This window comes from Streptomyces sp. HUAS TT11 (assembly GCF_051553595.1).
GTDB lineage: Bacteria > Actinomycetota > Actinomycetes > Streptomycetales > Streptomycetaceae > Streptomyces.
The window spans coordinates 4,864,478-4,879,858 of sequence record NZ_CP196184.1; the positions used below are offsets into that span (position 1 = coordinate 4,864,478).

General features: G+C 69.9%; 13 protein-coding genes, 3 tRNA genes and 1 pseudogene. 5 read left to right on the forward strand and 12 right to left on the reverse strand.

The window, feature by feature from the left end; genetic code table 11:
* Positions 1-108 precede the first annotated feature (108 nt).
* Entirely contained in the window at positions 109-717 is a 609-nt protein-coding gene (locus ACSHXN_RS21785) for a DJ-1/PfpI family protein (protein WP_355135259.1), read from the reverse strand.
* A gap of 338 nt (positions 718-1,055) precedes the next feature.
* On the opposite strand from ACSHXN_RS21785, the gene ACSHXN_RS21790 reads away from it, so the two are divergent.
* From ACSHXN_RS21790 to ACSHXN_RS21800, 3 genes are all read left to right on the forward strand, one after another.
* Positions 1,056-1,829, forward strand: coding sequence for a FadR/GntR family transcriptional regulator (locus ACSHXN_RS21790; RefSeq protein WP_355135261.1), 774 nt, complete (start codon positions 1,056-1,058; stop codon positions 1,827-1,829).
* A complete protein-coding gene (locus ACSHXN_RS21795; RefSeq protein WP_356112422.1) occupies positions 1,830-3,128 on the forward strand; it encodes a CynX/NimT family MFS transporter in 1,299 nt (432 codons plus the stop codon).
* Between the two features lie 292 nt (positions 3,129-3,420).
* The gene (locus ACSHXN_RS21800; protein ID WP_355135265.1) at positions 3,421-4,080 is read left to right on the forward strand and encodes an NADPH-dependent FMN reductase; all 660 of its coding nucleotides are present in this window, start codon (positions 3,421-3,423) and stop codon (positions 4,078-4,080) included.
* 431 nt (positions 4,081-4,511) lie between these two features.
* On the opposite strand, the pseudogene ACSHXN_RS21805 reads toward ACSHXN_RS21800, so the two are convergent.
* Positions 4,512-4,739 (reverse strand): annotated as a pseudogene (locus ACSHXN_RS21805) (chaplin); the annotation flags it as partial.
* A 624-nt stretch (positions 4,740-5,363) separates the two neighbouring features.
* Between ACSHXN_RS21805 and ACSHXN_RS21810 the strand changes: the two are divergent.
* Positions 5,364-5,804: a hypothetical protein gene (locus ACSHXN_RS21810; protein WP_356294668.1), complete on the forward strand. Its 441-nt coding sequence runs from the start codon at positions 5,364-5,366 to the stop codon at positions 5,802-5,804.
* A 335-nt stretch (positions 5,805-6,139) separates the two neighbouring features.
* On the opposite strand, the gene ACSHXN_RS21815 is transcribed toward ACSHXN_RS21810, so the two are convergent.
* From ACSHXN_RS21815 to ACSHXN_RS21835, 5 genes are all read right to left on the reverse strand, one after another.
* On the reverse strand, positions 6,140-8,095 hold the full coding sequence (locus ACSHXN_RS21815; protein WP_438303561.1) for a YncE family protein: 1,956 nt from the start codon (positions 8,093-8,095) through the stop codon (positions 6,140-6,142).
* A 435-nt stretch (positions 8,096-8,530) separates the two neighbouring features.
* Entirely contained in the window at positions 8,531-9,211 is a 681-nt protein-coding gene (locus tag ACSHXN_RS21820; protein ID WP_438303562.1) for a hypothetical protein, read from the reverse strand.
* Between the two features lie 346 nt (positions 9,212-9,557).
* A complete protein-coding gene (locus tag ACSHXN_RS21825; protein WP_356294674.1) occupies positions 9,558-10,586 on the reverse strand; it encodes a peptidase in 1,029 nt (342 codons plus the stop codon).
* Positions 10,587-10,590: 4 nt separating this feature from the next.
* A complete protein-coding gene (locus ACSHXN_RS21830; protein WP_356294677.1) occupies positions 10,591-11,109 on the reverse strand; it encodes a hypothetical protein in 519 nt (172 codons plus the stop codon).
* Positions 11,110-12,056: 947 nt separating this feature from the next.
* A complete protein-coding gene (locus ACSHXN_RS21835; RefSeq protein WP_355135277.1) occupies positions 12,057-12,440 on the reverse strand; it encodes a zinc-binding dehydrogenase in 384 nt (127 codons plus the stop codon).
* Here ACSHXN_RS21835 and ACSHXN_RS21840 point away from each other — a divergent pair.
* The gene (locus ACSHXN_RS21840; RefSeq protein WP_356112433.1) at positions 12,348-12,719 is read left to right on the forward strand and encodes a tyrosine-type recombinase/integrase; all 372 of its coding nucleotides are present in this window, start codon (positions 12,348-12,350) and stop codon (positions 12,717-12,719) included. The genes ACSHXN_RS21835 and ACSHXN_RS21840 overlap by 93 nt on opposite strands.
* 54 nt (positions 12,720-12,773) lie before the next feature.
* Here ACSHXN_RS21840 and ACSHXN_RS21845 read toward each other — a convergent pair whose 3' ends face one another.
* From ACSHXN_RS21845 to ACSHXN_RS21865, 5 genes are all read right to left on the reverse strand, one after another.
* Positions 12,774-13,190, reverse strand: a complete 417-nt coding sequence (locus ACSHXN_RS21845) for a hypothetical protein (RefSeq protein ID WP_438303563.1) — start codon at positions 13,188-13,190, stop codon at positions 12,774-12,776.
* Positions 13,191-13,313: 123 nt separating this feature from the next.
* Positions 13,314-13,387: transfer RNA gene (locus ACSHXN_RS21850), tRNA-Phe, on the reverse strand.
* 29 nt (positions 13,388-13,416) lie between these two features.
* A tRNA-Asp gene (locus ACSHXN_RS21855) sits at positions 13,417-13,491 on the reverse strand.
* 36 nt (positions 13,492-13,527) lie between these two features.
* A tRNA-Glu gene (locus ACSHXN_RS21860) sits at positions 13,528-13,600 on the reverse strand.
* A gap of 80 nt (positions 13,601-13,680) precedes the next feature.
* The gene (locus ACSHXN_RS21865; protein ID WP_438303564.1) at positions 13,681-15,297 is read right to left on the reverse strand and encodes a metallophosphoesterase family protein; all 1,617 of its coding nucleotides are present in this window, start codon (positions 15,295-15,297) and stop codon (positions 13,681-13,683) included.
* Positions 15,298-15,381: the final 84 nt, after the last annotated feature.

Here is a 15,381-nt window from a genome sequence, read left to right on the forward strand (position 1 = left end):
GCTCCGGGTCGAGAGCCGTAGCGGCCGGTGAACTCCGCGACCATGTGCGCCGCCTCCGCGACGGCGTGCGCGTCAGCCCGACGCGGGGGCGTCAGCCGATGCGGGGCGTCAGCGCAGTACGGACTCGCCCGAGCGGACGGCGCTCAGGGCCCGTTCGACCGTCTCCCGGTTCTCACCGACCGGGGCCACATAGTCGAGGACGCCGCGCGCGGCGTCCTCCCCGAGCGTGCGGGTCATCACCCATGTGGCGAGGTACTGGGACGCCAGGCAGCCGCCCGCCGTGGCGATGTTCCCCTCGGAGTGGAACGGAGTGTCCAGCACGGTGACACCGCGGGCCTCGACGAAGGGCCGCGTCTTCACGTCCGTGCACGCGGGCATGTCCTCCAGCAGGCCCAGCCGGGCGAGCACCAGCGCGCCGGAGCACTGGGCACCGATCAGCTGGCGCGAGGGGTCGAGCGGGAGCCGGGCGATCAGCCGGTCGTCCGCGACCACCTCGCGGGCCTTCACACCGCTGCCGATCAGCACGACCTCGGCCTCGGTCACGAACTCCATCGGACGCTGGCCGGTCACCTCGACGCCGTTCATCGATGTGACCACCGGCGTCGGCGTCGTGATGAAGGCCTCCAGGCCGTCCTCGCGGCACCGGTTGATCAAGGCGGAAGCGATGAAGCTGTCGAGTTCGTTGAACCCGTCGAAGGTGACCACGGCGACCTGCATCACAACTCCTTCAAGTACGGCGTCGAAGGGGCATTGTCCCCTGGCACGCCGTTCCGCGACGAGAGCCGATCCGGGGCCGGTGGCATGCGCACACCCAGGTCGCGTGCGGGTTCGGCGTCCGAGTGCCGTGCCGGTCGGAGCCCCCGCGCCCTGCCCGGCCCATCGTCCGTACGCCGAGGAACCGAAGAACTCACCCGGGCTGCGGGGCAGTTGCGGCCGGCCGCCCGGAACGCCCGCGCCTCACGGCCCACCGGTGATGCTGACGGCTCCCATCGGGCGCGCGCCGTGAAACATGGGATGTTAGCCTGGCCAAAACATGGGATGTTAGGAGGTGTGGGATGCCCATCCAGCCTACGGAGCGGGCGAGCCTGGTGGCGCAGGTCATCGGGCAGTTGCAGAACCTGATCGAATCGGGCGAGTGGCCCGTGGGGACGAGGATCCCCGCCGAGCCGGTCCTGACCGAGACGCTGGGAGTGGGCCGCAACACCGTGCGGGAGGCGGTGCGCGCGCTCGTGCACACCGGCATGCTCCAGACGCGGCAGGGTGACGGGACCTACGTCCGGGCCTCCGACTCCCTCGGTGCGGCACTTCGACGACGGCTGCACCGGGCAGGCCTGATGGAGACTCAGGAGGTCAGGTCCGCCCTCGAGCGCGACGCGGCACGGCTCGCCGCCCGGCGGCGCACCGACGCGGATCTCCAGGTGCTGCGGTCGGCGCTGGCGGACCGGACGACGGCGTGGGAGGCGGCGGACGTCGAGGCGTTCGTGCAGGCGGACCTGGCCTTCCACCGCGCGGTGGTCGCCGCCGCGTACAACGGCATGCTCTCCGACATCTACAGCCATCTCACCGACGGCCTGTACGCCCTCATCTCCTCCATGACCGACTCCTCGCTCCCGGACCGCGACCGCACGCACTTCGCCTCGCACGCCGACCTCCTCGCCGCGATCGAGGCCTCCGACCCCCATGCGGCGGGCCGCGCGGTGGCCCGGTACATCGACGACGGCACGAGCGCGCTGCGCCTCCTGCAGGACGCGGACCCGCTCCCCTCGGCGGCACCCCCGTCGGCAGCGGCTCCGCCGCCCCGGACCGGCACCCTGACGGGAGACGAGTAGGTGAGTCCGGCCTTCCGCCCCGACCGCGCTCCTGCCTCCGACCATGTCGATGCCGGCACCCGGCCGGCGGAGACCCCGGCCGGGCGGGGGAGAGCGGGACTGCGGACGGGGGTCCTGCTGGGCGCGGGCGTCATCGTCCTCGCGCTGAACCTGCGCCCCGCGATCGTCGCCGCCTCGCCGATCCTGGACACCATCCGGCAGGACACCGGTATGACCGCCACCGCGGCCGGCCTCCTGACGACACTTCCGCTGCTGTGCTTCGGGCTCATTGCGCCGCTCGCGCCCAGGCTGGGCCGCCGATGGGGGATGGAGCCGGCGCTGCTGCTGACGATGGCGGCTGTCTGCTGCGGCAGCGCACTGCGCTTGGCACCGTCGACGGTGGCGCTGATGGCCGGCACGGTCGTGGTCGGTGCGGGGGTGGCCGTGGCCAATGTGCTGCTGCCCGGGGTCATCAAGCGGGACTTCCCCGACCGGACCGGCCTGATGACCGGCCTGTACTCGATGTCCCTCTACGCCGGGGCGGCCCTGGCCGCCGGCCTGACCGTGCCGATCGGCACGGCGCTGGGCCTGCACTGGCGACCCGAGCTGGCCATGTGGGGACTGCCGGCACTGGTGGCGCTGGTGCTGTGGGCCCCGCAGTCCCGTCGGCGCTCGCGCCCTTCCGCCGCACAGACCGCGGCCGCGCAGCATCCCGTGCGCGGGATGTGGAGCCACCCGATCGCATGGCTGGTCACCGGCTACATGGGCATGCAGTCGCTGTCGTACTACGCGGCGGCCGCCTATCTGCCCAGCATGCTCACCAAGGCCGGCATGAGCGAGGGAACCGCCGGCTGGATGCTGTCCTTCAGCAGCCTCGTCGGTGTCGCCGGCGCCTTCGCCTCCCCTGTTCTCGCCCGGCACGTCCGCCCCGGACTGCCGGTCGTCACCGGCGCGGTGGTCACGGCCGCCGGATTCGCCGGCCTGGCCGCGGCCCCCACGAGCCTCCCCTATCTGTGGATGCTCCTTCTCGGCCTCGGCCAGGGCGCCGCGATCTCGCTGGCCATGCTCTTCGTCGTGCTGCGCTCCCCCGACGCGCGGCACACCGCACAGCTGTCGAGCATGGCGCAGTTCGTGGGCTATCTGCTGGCAGCGGCGGGCCCCCTGGCGCTGGGCGCGGTCCACCAGTCGACCGGCGGCTGGACCGTCCCCCTGATCATCCTGATGGTGCTGCTCGTCCCCCAGGCGGCACTCGGCCTGGGCGCATCCGTCAACCGGCACGCCGCACCACGCCGGTCGACGGACGAGGGGCGCGGGGCCTGAACGGCTGATCACGGTGACCGCACTGCGTCGGGAGCGGGGCGCGCGAGGCGGGCCGACGTCACCGTACGGACGACGGTCCGGCCCCCACCCGAACGGCCCGACGCGCGCAGCCCACTGAGCCCGTGGCTGGGCAGGCGCGGGCATCGTCGGCCCCACGGCACGCCGCAACGAGAGACCCGCCCGGCGCCGGGCCGGCGGTCGGCCGCCCTGTCGCACGGCGGCGCTCCCGGAACCACACTGGTCAAAGGGGCGCCTCACCCGGGGCGCGTGCTCACGGCGGAAGGACCGAGCCATGCCCACGGACACATCTCCCGGCCCGCTACGGGTCCTGGTCTTCGGCGGGGCACTGCGTGCCGATTCGGCCAACGCCCGCCTCGCCGCCCTCGTCGCCCGGCTCATCTCCGACACCGGTGCCGCGGTCGACCTCGCCTCCATGCGCGACTTCGACATGCCCTTGTACGACGGCGACATGGAGGCCGCGGAGGGCCTGCCGCCGGGCGCCCACGTCCTGCGGGACCGACTCGAGCAGAGCGACGCCTTCGTCATCGCCTCGCCGGAGTACAACGCCTCCGTTCCGGGGGTGCTGAAGAACGCGATCGACTGGGTCTCCCGTGTCCGGCCGCAGCCGTTCAAGACCAAGCACGCGATGCTCGTCTCCGCCTCGCCGTCCCTGGTCGGCGGCAACCGCGGACTGTGGGCCCTGAGGGTGCCCCTGGAACACCTGGGCACCCGGGTCTACCCGGACATGTTCAGCGTGGCCGACAGCTACCGGGCATTCGCCGAGGACGGAAGGCTGGCCGACCCGGGGTTGCAGCAGCGTCTCACCGAGACCGTGGCGGGTTTCCTCAGCCTCGTCGAGGCGGACGTGCGCTACGTCTGCCTGGAACGCCGGTGGTACGAGTTCCTGGGGGACCGTACCGATGCGGCCATCACCCAACGGGCCGAGGTGTGATGCCCGGGTGACACATACGGGTCTCGGGCCGACGGGCGGTCCGGGTCCTGCCGCGCCCGTTCTCCGGCGGTGCGGCGATTCGGGGAATGCCGGCCGCGGGTTTCTTCTTCGCCGTCCTGATATGCCCGGTCATGACACCTTCGAGAACTGCTTCAGCCGCTCGAGGACCGCTGCCGCATTGCCAACGGACAGGAGAAGACGAGAAGACCGCCACTTCCTGTGAAGTGGCGGTCTTCCTCGCGTCATTCCCGCATCAGGCGGGGTCCGTCAGAAGACGGGGCTCAGCTCGCGGCCATCTCACGGCAGAGGCAGTCCGCGATGCTGTCGTTGATGCTGCTGGCGTCGTCCTCCGGGGCGACGGCGGCCGCGGAGTCGTCTTCGATGGCGGCCGGGGTGGTGGCCGCGGTGTCGGTCGGCGTGATGTCGGCACCGTTGGCACAGGTGTTGCCGGCCGCCGGGTTCAGCAGCCCGATCACGTTCACGGTGTTGCCGCACACGTTCACCGGGATGTCGATGGGCACCTGGATGACGTTGCCGCTCAGGATGCCAGGGGAGCCGGTGGCGGTGCCCTGGGCACCGGAGTCAGCCATGGCCGGAGCAGCCGCCCCGAGAGCAACGACCATACCTGCGGCCACAGCCGCCATTTTCCTGAGCTTCATGCGTTCCTCTTCCTGCAATCATGTCGACGTGCCGCAAGACTGAGCGCTTCTGAGCACTCTTGATCCCGAGCAACAGCATGGAAACGACAACAGCACCAATAAGGCCACTACACACGGGGCAGTTTTCGATATATGCACTCGGATGGCTCATTCGGAGAGGATTCGCCGGGGCACCGGCGGGGCATCACGGGCGGCGGAGTCCCGGCGACCGGGTCGACCATTCGGAGCGCCGGTCTCTTCAATTCGACCCCGGGTCGGCTCGGCCGAAAGGAACGGGACACATGCGAGAACCGCTGTTCCGGTGAGCCGCGGTCCGCCGTCGACCCGGGCGGAGCCGAGCAGACGCGACCCCGGCGTCGAGGTCGTCCCCGAGAGCCCGTGCGCAGGGCACTGATGAACCCACCCCACGCCGCCGGCCGGGGCGAAGCGTCTTCGGCGGCGGACCCGCACACGCCCGCTGTGCGTCCGGACGCCCTGCCCCACCACCCGATCGTCCTGCGCCTTTGCGGAGTCATGGCCCGGTCTTGATCGGATGCCGAAGTCCCGTCCGTACGCTCTCCTGCATCCCCCCACGCGCACCGGCACGGCGCGCACGCGTGCCTTCGGAACATCGCAAGGACAACCATGAACAACCGGCGCAGACAGCAACTGCTTCAGTCCGTCGCCCCCCTGCTCACCGAGGGAGAGCAGGTGGAAATCACTTCCCTCGCCAAGGTCGGCTCCGTCTCCGCCAAGCGTCGGGTGCTGACCACCGCGCTGGTCGGCGCCCTCACCGCGGGGACGGTGATCGCCACCGTCCAGCCGCGTCCGATGTACTGGGCGCTGACGGACCGGCGGCTGATGTTCTTCGACGCCTCCACCATGTCGGGCCGCCCCGGCAAGCTGCTGATGTCCCTGCCGCGCCGGCTGATGTCCGCGGCACCCGCGAAAAAGGCGTTGCTGGGTCTGGGGCTGCAGACCGTGCTCAGTGTTCAAGGCCAGGAACAGAGCCTGAAACTCACCTTCCCTCCCGCCTACAAGGCCGCGGGCAGGGACCTCGCCTCCCGTATCGCCGTCGACGCCTGAGAAGCGGCGCGCGCGTAGTCGCCGGCCGGCGCATTCCGTCGAGGTGGCCGTTGACGGCCGGGTGTTGGGCGTTCCGCATGCCGCGGACGCCCGCGGCCGACGGCGGTTGGGCATGAAACCCCGGCTGTCAGGAGAAGGCGCCACCGGTTGACCGTGCGGTCACGATCAGGATCCGGTCCCGTCGACGCGGCCTACCCGGGCGCCGGTTCCGTGTCACGGAGGGGAACCGGCGAAACGCCGCGGCACGTTCATCGAGGCCGGCGAAGTCGAAGCGCGGGCGCGGAAGGGCGACGGTGCGTCGTACGCGCCGCCGCCCTTCCCTTGTCCGGCCCGGGTCAGTTGGTGAAGTAGAAGTACGACCAGGCGCCGTACGTCGTGGTGTTCACGTTGTCACCCGACGAGGGGTCGATGTACGCGGCGCGCACCCGGGCGCGTACACCCGACGTCCCCGGGTTGCCCAGGTTGACGATGCACTTGCCGCTCGTGCCGAGCGAGAAGTACTCCGAGTCCGTCGTGTACCACTTGCCCTTGGAATAGACCTGGAGGTCCAGGCGCTCCTTGCGGCCCTTGTAGTACGTCATCGTGGTGGTCAGGACGGCGTCGGTCTTCTTGTGGAAGTAGGCGTAGCGGGTCGAGCCGATCTTGCCCGTCCGGTAGTACTTGGACAGCGAACTCGCGATCTTCACATGCGCGTACGCGCTGGACTTGACGGTCCGCGCGCCGTACCGGGAGTCGCCCTTGAAGACGGCGGTCACGGCGGTGTCGCGCGACATGGTCACGGTCGCCGACAGATTGCCGTGCGAGTCGACCTTGCCGGTCTTCAGCATCTTCTTGGGTTTGTCCGCGCCGTACGGGTCGGCCCAGATCTCCACCGTGCGGTTGCTGTAGGTGGTGCCGAGGTGGGCGGTGAAGACCACCTTCTTGCCGTAGCCGTACACCTTGCCGTTGTTGGTCAGCGTCAGAGCGGGCGTGGCGCGGGAGACGGCGACGGTGTCCGAGGCCGATGCCGGGGTGTGCGCGGCGTCCCCGGCATAGGTCACCGTGTACCGCACCGTACCGCCGGCCGGGGGCGCGTCGGTGAAGGAGAACGCGCCGTTCGCGCCCAGCGCCCTGGTGCCGAGGGACTTGCCCGACGGGGACAGCATGTCGGTGCGCACGACGTTCAGCAGCGTCCCGGCGGGCGGCGTCAGACCGGCGGCGAGCGTGCCCTTGACGGTGAGCGTCTTGGCGCGCGTGGCCGTGGCCGGGGCGTTCGCGGTCAGCTTCGTCACGTACTTGCGCGGTTCGGCGACGGTGTGGAACTGCATGTAGCCGGACGACCCGGTCAGCACGAACAGCTTCGTGCCGTCCGCCGACCAGGCCGTCGAGTGCCCGCTCCACGGCATCCACGCGTCCGACAGGTTGCGGATGCTGGCCGGGTCGGTGGCGCCGCCGGGGAAGACGTAGGTGTCGCCGGTGTTCTCGGTGTCGAGCGCGGTCGCCGCGACCGTGCCGTCCGGGGCGACACTGACGGTCTCCGGCTCGTCCTTGACCGGGTACTCGCGCACCTCCTGGAGGTCGGAGAGCCGGTATTCGGTGACCGCCCGGTTCCCCGGCCCGGCGACGACGATCGACTGCCCGTCCGGGGTGAGCGCGCCGTCCCGGTAGAAGCCGCCCTCGTTCGCGGTGACGCGGATCACCGGGGTGCCGGACGACACGTCGTAGACGACGATCGGCCCGGAGCTGATGCCGCCGTCCAGGGCGACCAGGGTGTCCGGGTTCGCCGGGTCGGCGTACAGCATCGGCGTGCTCGCGAAGTCGTGGTCACCCGCGAGATCGAGGGTCACGGTCGCCGGGTCGGCGGTCAGGTCGACCTCGCCGAGCCCGGACTCCCACTGGTCGCCGTAGCCGAACCAGATCCGGCCCTCGGTGAGGGCGATCCGGCGCGGCGCCGTCCCGTTGCCGGTCGGGTACTCGGCGGTCTGCGTGAGCGTCGCGGTGTCGAAGGCGACGATCTTGTCCGCGCGGGTGACCGCGGCATACAACGTGCTGCCGTCCGGGCTCAGTTGGAGGTCGGACACTCCGGACAGGCCGGTGAGGGTCGTGACCACCTTGCCGGTGTGGTCGGCGACGGAGATCACACTGTCGCCGCTGATGTAGAGGTGCTGGTGGGCGCCGTCGACGATGGTGTCGATCACGTCGTCGACGGCGATCGGCACGCTGGTGTCGGCGGCCGCCGGGACGGTCGCGAGCACCACGGAGCCGAAGAGGGCCGCCGTCGCGACGGCAGCTGAAACTGTGCGGATGCGCACGGTGATGTGAACCCCCCAAAGCGTGTGGCCGCTGTGTGCAGCCTGTACCGGCCGTGTGGCCGGTGAGCGAAGGGTAGGGCAGGGCTCAGACACTCCGCGCGGCGCCCTGCGTTCTGCCCGGGCGGGTTCGCCAGGAAGCGGGTGAACACGCCGGCGCCGTCGAGGAATTGGGCCGTGAGGGAATCCGACGGCGTGGACGTCGTGGGGCGGCCCGCACGGGCCGTGGCGACGCGGGGCACGATCGGCCGCAGGGCCGGCGGGGGCGCGGCGGTCGGGGTACGGGTCGGTGTACGCCGACAGCTCACGAGGCGGTGAGGCAGCCACCCTTGCAGCACCCCGGTGCGCGGCCTTTACCGCGCGGACGACCACACCGTCGGATCAGGTGACGTCCCTCTGGTCGGTAGCCCCGGCCGGATCTCGTCGAGGGGAGTCGCCCTACCGGTGATCGTGGCGGTCGCAGTGCTTGTCGTGCCGGTGACGCTCGACCCTGGTGGGTTCGGTGGCGGTGTGGGTGGTGGTGTCGCCGCCTCCTCTGACGGTGGCGGTGTTGGTGACCCGTGCACGGGCGTTGCAGGAGACGTCGACCTTCAGGGTGACGGGCGGGTAGCGGTGCCCGGCAGGCAGGACGTCGCTGCGGGTGCAGGTGAGGGTGGCCAGGATGCAGTGCCATCCCCTGCCGGTGATCCTGTCGGCCCGAAGACCTTCGGGGAGGATGTCGTGGACGGTGACCGGGGTGCCGTTGGTCGGGCCGGCCGCGGTGGCGTTGCCCACAGTGATGGTGTACACGCCGTCCTCGCCCCGCGTGAAGGTGTTCGCGTGGTCCGTGGCGATGGTCAGGGAGGGCAGGTCGGGCGGGGTGACCGTAAAGGTGAGGCCGGTACTGCCGGTGCTGTCCCTGACGCCGGGGGCAGTGGTGCCGGTGACACCGGGTTCGGTGCGGCCGGGGGTGGTGAAGACGCTGTTCACCGGCACCGTCCCGTCGTCGCCCTGGGCGACGTGGGCGCGCTGAATCGTGGCGGTCCAGGCCGTGGCCAGGACGATCGCCAGGACGGCCGGCCTGGCCACCATGACCGTCCCCGTCCTGCGGGCCCGCACCCTCGGCCACGATCGGGACATGCCGCCCGAACCTCCCGTGCCGCGGCTTGCTCCAGCCCGGCCTCTCCCACGCCTGAACACCGACATCTCCGCTTCCCAAACCGTCGATAACAAGCCGTAGATACTCATCGTGACATGAAGATCACGTTACGCTTCCGCGAGTGGGCTCCCGAATACGACACGACGGTGGTCACGGCGAGCACTCGGGACGCGACAGACACAGCCGGTGGGCGAGTGGTGCGCCGAGGCCGGAGCGCCGGCGAGGACGGTGCCGGCGCGGAAGCAGCGGCGACGCGCTCGGTGACGACCGTCATGCGTAGCCCAGAACAGGTCAGCCGGCTGCGGGGGCGGGGCTCGGGCGGAGTGGTCACCGGCGGCGCCGGAGGAACGTGGAGGGCAGCAGGCACAGAGCGGTGAGGACGAGGGCGGAGAGTCCGGCGACCACAGGGGTGGAGAAGTGCCTTTGCCGGGCAGCCGACGCGGCGACCGCTCCGGCGCCACCGGGGGTCGCCGGGAAGGTGACGGTGGCGCCCGTGGTGTGCTCGACCAGGCCGCTTTTGAGCGTGAGCTTCACGGCCCACGGGCCGTCCGGCAGCCGTGCGTCCAGCGGGACGACCGTCTCCGCACGGTCACCCGGAGCCAGTGTGGTGCCCGTCTTGGCGGGGAACGGCCCGGCGCGCAGTCCGACCGGCCCGTCGGAGAGGGAGAGTGCCCCGCTGATGTCCAGGGCACGGCCTCCCGTGTTGTGGATCCGGGCGCGCACCTCCCCCCGCCCGTCGCGGGCTCGGGCCGGATAGAGCCGCTCGATCTTGAAGTCCGAGGGTGGCTCACCACCGGGACCGACGTCGATGTACATGCGGACGCCCACCCGGCCCAGCATCGTCATAGTGTGCGAGCGGTCCGAGGGGGTGCCCGTCTGCGCCCAGATGACGCCGTATCGCTCCCCGGCGGCGGCGTCCCTGGGCACCCGGATGGTGGTGCGTACCCGCGCCGTTTCGGAGGCCGCCAGTTCAAGGTCCGTCGTATCGAGTGACGTCCAGCCGGTCAGCTCGTTGGGGGTACGCTCCCGCGCGAAGGTGAACTCACCGTTCGCGATGGTGGCCGCCGCGGCGTAGACGTTGACGTGCATCGGTGCGGACGACTCGTTGGTGACCTCCACCCGCCGCTCGATGGTCGAGCCGGGCGCGACATGGTCGACGATGTAGGCATGCGCCCGGGGATCCGCACGGCGGCTCTTCGGAGCGTCGAGCAGCTTGATACCGATGACCCTGGCCGCGGTCGGGCCCTGGGGGGAGGGCGCCCCGGGCGTTCCGTGCCCCGCCGCCGGCCTCACCCCGGCCGCCTGTACGAAGGCCAGCATCAGCAGCAGAACCCAGTACCGGCGCGCACCCTTCATTCCGTCAGGCAACGGACTGGGTCAGCGTTCCGGTGTAGGTCCCGCCGACGGCGCTGGGGGGCACGGCAACGGTGACGGTCGGGTTCCAGGTCGCGGTGTTGTCTCCGACACCGGCGCTCCCGGTGACTACCGTCTGCGCGGTGTTGCTCAGCGTCACGGGCGTTCCGGTGGCGGTGATGGTACCGGTCGTCGTAATCGACCCGGGATCGTAGCCGGCGTCGGTGGCGGGGATCGTCGGCGCACCGTCGTTCACGAAGTCCGTCTCCGCCGCGGTAACCGTCCAGGAGGCCGAGATGAGGGCGCGATCGTCGGTGACAGTCGCGGGACCGATCGGCGCGCTGATCGTGGTGCCGGGCGCTCCTGCACCGAGATTGGCGCTGACCGGTACCGACAGTGTCAATGCGCCGGACGTGACGGTGTACGTGACTGTGGTGCTGGGGTCGGCCGCCGCGGCGGCGAGGCCCGGCTGGACAATGACGAGAGCAGCGGCCGCGGCCGCGACAGACAGGCTTCGTGCGCGCACGATAACTCCCGAAGTAGCCGCCCGCCAGCGGACATCCTGGCTGACAGCGGACATGCTGGATGACGTGACGCAGACAATCGGGCGCGGCCTGTTCACACAAGCCGCCGCGCGCCGCACTCCACCACACGAATGACCACATTTCATCCGGAGCGAACAGCGGCTCCGGATGGAGCCGCACCCACTGCAGTCAGGGCCGACGGCCAGGGACGGCGTGGGGCAGGTGTAGGTAGGCACGGGGCACGGCTGTTCCGTGCATGCACATGGTCAGGCGGAGGGATCGCATACTGGCGTCATGCTCTCGCCACGGCGGTTCCGGGATGCCCAGCACACGAAGCCCCATGGGATGCGCAGGTAAAGAAGATGACGCTCGTCGCGCAGCTGCCTGAAGAGGGAAACTCTTAGGTGACGCCATATCAACTCGGCCAAGAAATGGGTCAGTTGGACCTGTACGTCATTTTGGCACTCGTAGCCATCTGGCTTGCGACGGGCCGATGGCGGTACCACCCGAGCCCTGAAGGGAGGAGCGCCGAGGAGGTCGAAGCCGAGTCGCGGCGACGTTCGCGATTGGTCAACCGTTCGATTCTTGCTGCCGCCGCGTTGTGGATCCTCACGGACGTCACCATCACCATATGGGCCTCGTGAAAGCCGGCCGCTCCGCACCCGTCAGGTCAAAAAACGGCCGAAGTGTCCTCGAGCCGGAATGAGGCGTTCCCGCGTGCTTTAGGCGGACGGGGCCACAGCATCTGATCCATAGGCGGGTGCAGCACTATCACGAACCGCACGATTGCTGGGATCTGTTGGCCCATCCGCCGTTTGCGGGCATGCCACCATGCGCAGTTGTACACCTCTGTTGATGTCAGCTACTCACGCAGCGGGCCCTTCGTCCGCCACCCCAGTGCGAGAGCAGCAGTCACACGCCGCAGCAAGGGCAACTGCGGCAGCTCTCACTAGGGCATGGTCAGCACAATGCGGCCCCGGGCCGTGCCCGAGATCAGCAAACGAGTGGCTTCCTCGGCCTGCTCGAACGGGAGGACCGGACCGAGGAAGGGAGTGAGCGCCCCTTCCTCGGCCAGCCGGCCGATGCGGCGCAGCTTGGCGTTGTCCCGGCCGGGGAGCGCGGCTCGTAGTCGAAGGGATTGCGCGCCGAGCCGGTGTCCGGGTCGCCGTTCCAGTAGCGGAGCGTCGCCATACTTCCACCGTCCCGGACGGCAGGGACAGCAGCGGCGTTGAGCCCCGCAATGTCGGCAAGGCCGTCCGCTCCGCCCGGCAACAAGGCCCGCAGGCGTCCACGGGCGTCTGGCGCGCAGCCTCCACGCCTGGTCAGCACGCATGCACAACTGATCTTCACGTCCCGCATCGGTACTCCGCTGGAGCCGGACAATCTCCGCCGGAGCTGGGACCCGCTCCGCAAGCGACTCGGCCTGGAGATCCGATTCCATGATCTTCAGCACTCGGCAGTCTCGCTGCTACTGGATCTCGGGGTACCGCCGCAGATTGTCCGGCAGATCGTCGGCCACAGCGACATCGGCGTGACTATGAAGGTCTACGCCCACGCGTCGCTGGATGAGCAGCGGAAGGCGCTCCGCAAGCTCGGAGATCAGTTGGGCTGAGGTCTATGGACGCCTGTTGCGAGACGCCACCACTGCGTGCCGTCTCGGTCAGGGTCAGACGCCATCTTCAGGGTCAGTCTCGGTACCCTGCGCCCGACGTATCCGGCCCTGTTCGTCTGCCTCGTCGGCTGCGTTGCAGTGACGAATCGGGTTCCACCAAAGGGCGTGGTTGTAGCCGTCGCAGTGATTGAAGTCCATGGCCGTTCCTCGAAGTCTGCGCCACTCGCCCACGATCATGGAGCGTTGCCAAGCATCGGGGTTCTCCAGCCCCAGCAGCGCGGTCAGCGTCCCTGCTGAGTCGGAGATCAGGATGAGGAGGGCCCGGAGCGCAAACGAGATTTCGCCGCTCGAGCCCACCTCGTCGTGCACCCGGCCGAGGTGGACCATGAGGAAGGCTTCCAGCTCATGAACGTCATCTGGCGTGAGATTTTCGGCGAAAGTGAGTCTGCACTCGTGCGGCAGGTTCGACACACGGGTGATTCCCTCCCCGGCAGTGGCTCCTGAGATCCGTTGGCGTACCGGTTGGCGTAGGCGAAACGAAAACACCCCCATCGATGACTACCGATGGGGGTGTTTGCCCTGACAGGGCGGCGGTGGCTGGGGCCGGGGTCGAACCGGCGACCTTCCGCTTTTCAGGCGGACGCTCGTACCAACTGAGCTACCCAGCCGTAAGGTTTCACGTGAAACGAAACCTCAGCGGTCCTGACGGGATTTGAACCCGCGGCCTCCACCTTGACAGGGTGGCGAGCACTCCAAACTGCTCCACAGGACCAAGCGTGCGTACGACAGTGTCGCACACAGTAGTGCGTGCCCCCAACGGGATTCGAACCCGTGCTACCGCCTTGAAAGGGCGGCGTCCTAGGCCGCTAGACGATGAGGGCTATCGGCCCGCCTGCGCGCTTCTCAGCGCGTCGGGGACGTGAGAAGCATATGGGATGCGGGGAGCGTTCGCCAAAACAGTTCAGGGGGCGCTCGGCGCAGGGGGCGCGCCGGGGCGGGACGGGCTCGAGCCGGGCCTGCCGGGTGGCGTGGAGGTCGGAGGTGACGTGCCGGGGGTTGGGCCGGTGTGCGGCTGGTTCTCGTCGGCCAGATGGCGGGACACCTCGGCCGTGGTCTGGCCCAGGCCGCCGAGTTTGATCTCGTCCCAGGCCTGCAGACGGCGGGTGTCCCGGTCCAGATAGAGAACCGAGGCCTCGATGGGTGCCGGGTACTTGTGCTCGACCGCACGCAGCCCGCTGCCGCCCGTCGAGCCCTCGATGCGCAGCCGGGTGCCGTACTTCATGATCTCCGTTCCCTCGTGGTGCAGATGCCCGGCGAGCACCAGGGGCACCGCGCCGTCCGTCCCGCGCGCGGCTGTGGGCTCGTGGGCGATGGCGATGTCGACGGGGGTGCCGGCGGCCTTCTGGTCGGTCAGGGCCGCGGCCAGGCGGGCGCCCGCGAGCTCCTCGGCCCGTTCGCCGCCCGGCTCGACCGAGCGGTCGGGGGTGAACTGGGGGTCGCCGATCCCGGCGAAGCGCAGGCCCGCGACGGACACCGCCTTGCCGTCGTCCAGCACGTGGACGTTCTTCATGCCCTCCAGATAGCGCTGGGTGACGCGGGAGTCGTGGTTGCCGCGGACCCATACGTACGGCGCGCCCAGGTCGGCGATCGGATCGAGGAAGCCGTTCTCCGCGGCCGTGCCGTGGTCCATGGTGTCGCCCGAGTCGACGATCACGTTGATCTTGTACTGCTCCACCAGGGAGGCGATGATCTTCCAGCTCGCCGGGTTGAGGTGGATGTCGGAGACGTGCAGGACCCGGATGGTCGTCGGATCGGGGTCGTAGGCCGGGAGTGTGGACGTGACGTCGTAGAGCTTGGTCACATTCGTCACCAGACGCGCCAACTCCTCCTGGTAGACATTGAATTCCGTGACGATGCTGCGCGCGTTGCCGACCACGGACGGGGCGGAGGACAGCAGTCCGGAGAACCTCGGCTCCAGGACCGACTTGGGGTTCCACGTGGCCCAGGCCGTCGCCCCGGAGGCGGCGAGGAGGGTCAGCGCCAGACCGCCGGCGGCGAGGGCGCGGCGCGGACGGCGGTAGACGGCCAGCCCGAGCGCGGTGGCGCCGGCGACCACGGCCACGCCGGAGCGCACGGCGAGGTCGAGCGTGCCGTGTTCGACGTCGTGGGCGATCTCCTCCTGGAGCCCGGAGATCCGCTCCGGGTGGTCGACCAGGGCCTGGGCACGGTCGGGGTCGAGCTGGTCGACGTTCACGTCGAGGCGGACGGGTGCCTTGTGGCTGTCCAGCTCCAGGGCACCGAGCGGCGAGACGTTGATCTTCGTACCGCCGGCGAGCGAGGGGCGCAGCGTCATGGTGGTGTTCATGGGCCCCACCGGGACGCGTACGTTGCCCACGATCAGCAGGCCGAGCCAGGCGCCCAGAAGGACGACGGCGACCATGCCGAGCGCGCGGAGCCAGGGATGGGGCTGTGGGACCAGTTCGGCGGACGGATGGGGTCGGAGCGAGCGGTAGTACCGGGCGAGCGTGCCTGACGCCCTTCGTATTCCAAGCTGAGCTGCGGCGGGGACGCGGGCCATTGGTCCCGTATGCCCAGGTTCCCCGGCCGATATGCGAAACGGTTCACGGCTCTCCCCCGACAGCGTTCGTACCGGACAATGGCC

Bases quoted from the DNA above. Each gene is read 5' to 3' on its own strand.
- ACSHXN_RS21785 (WP_355135259.1), bottom strand. From the start codon at position 717: ATGCAGGTCGCCGTGGTCACCTTCGACGGGTTCAACGAACTCGACAGC.
- ACSHXN_RS21790 (WP_355135261.1), top strand. From the start codon at position 1,056: ATGCCCATCCAGCCTACGGAGCGGGCGAGCCTGGTGGCGCAGGTCATC.
- ACSHXN_RS21800 (WP_355135265.1), top strand. From the start codon at position 3,421: ATGCCCACGGACACATCTCCCGGCCCGCTACGGGTCCTGGTCTTCGGC.
- ACSHXN_RS21810 (WP_356294668.1), top strand. From the start codon at position 5,364: ATGAACAACCGGCGCAGACAGCAACTGCTTCAGTCCGTCGCCCCCCTG.
- ACSHXN_RS21820 (WP_438303562.1), bottom strand. From the start codon at position 9,211: ATGTCCCGATCGTGGCCGAGGGTGCGGGCCCGCAGGACGGGGACGGTC.
- ACSHXN_RS21825 (WP_356294674.1), bottom strand. From the start codon at position 10,586: ATGAAGGGTGCGCGCCGGTACTGGGTTCTGCTGCTGATGCTGGCCTTC.
- ACSHXN_RS21840 (WP_356112433.1), top strand. From the start codon at position 12,348: ATGTCGGCAAGGCCGTCCGCTCCGCCCGGCAACAAGGCCCGCAGGCGT.
- ACSHXN_RS21835 (WP_355135277.1), bottom strand. From the start codon at position 12,440: ATGCGTGCTGACCAGGCGTGGAGGCTGCGCGCCAGACGCCCGTGGACG.
- ACSHXN_RS21865 (WP_438303564.1), bottom strand. From the start codon at position 15,297: ATGGCCCGCGTCCCCGCCGCAGCTCAGCTTGGAATACGAAGGGCGTCA.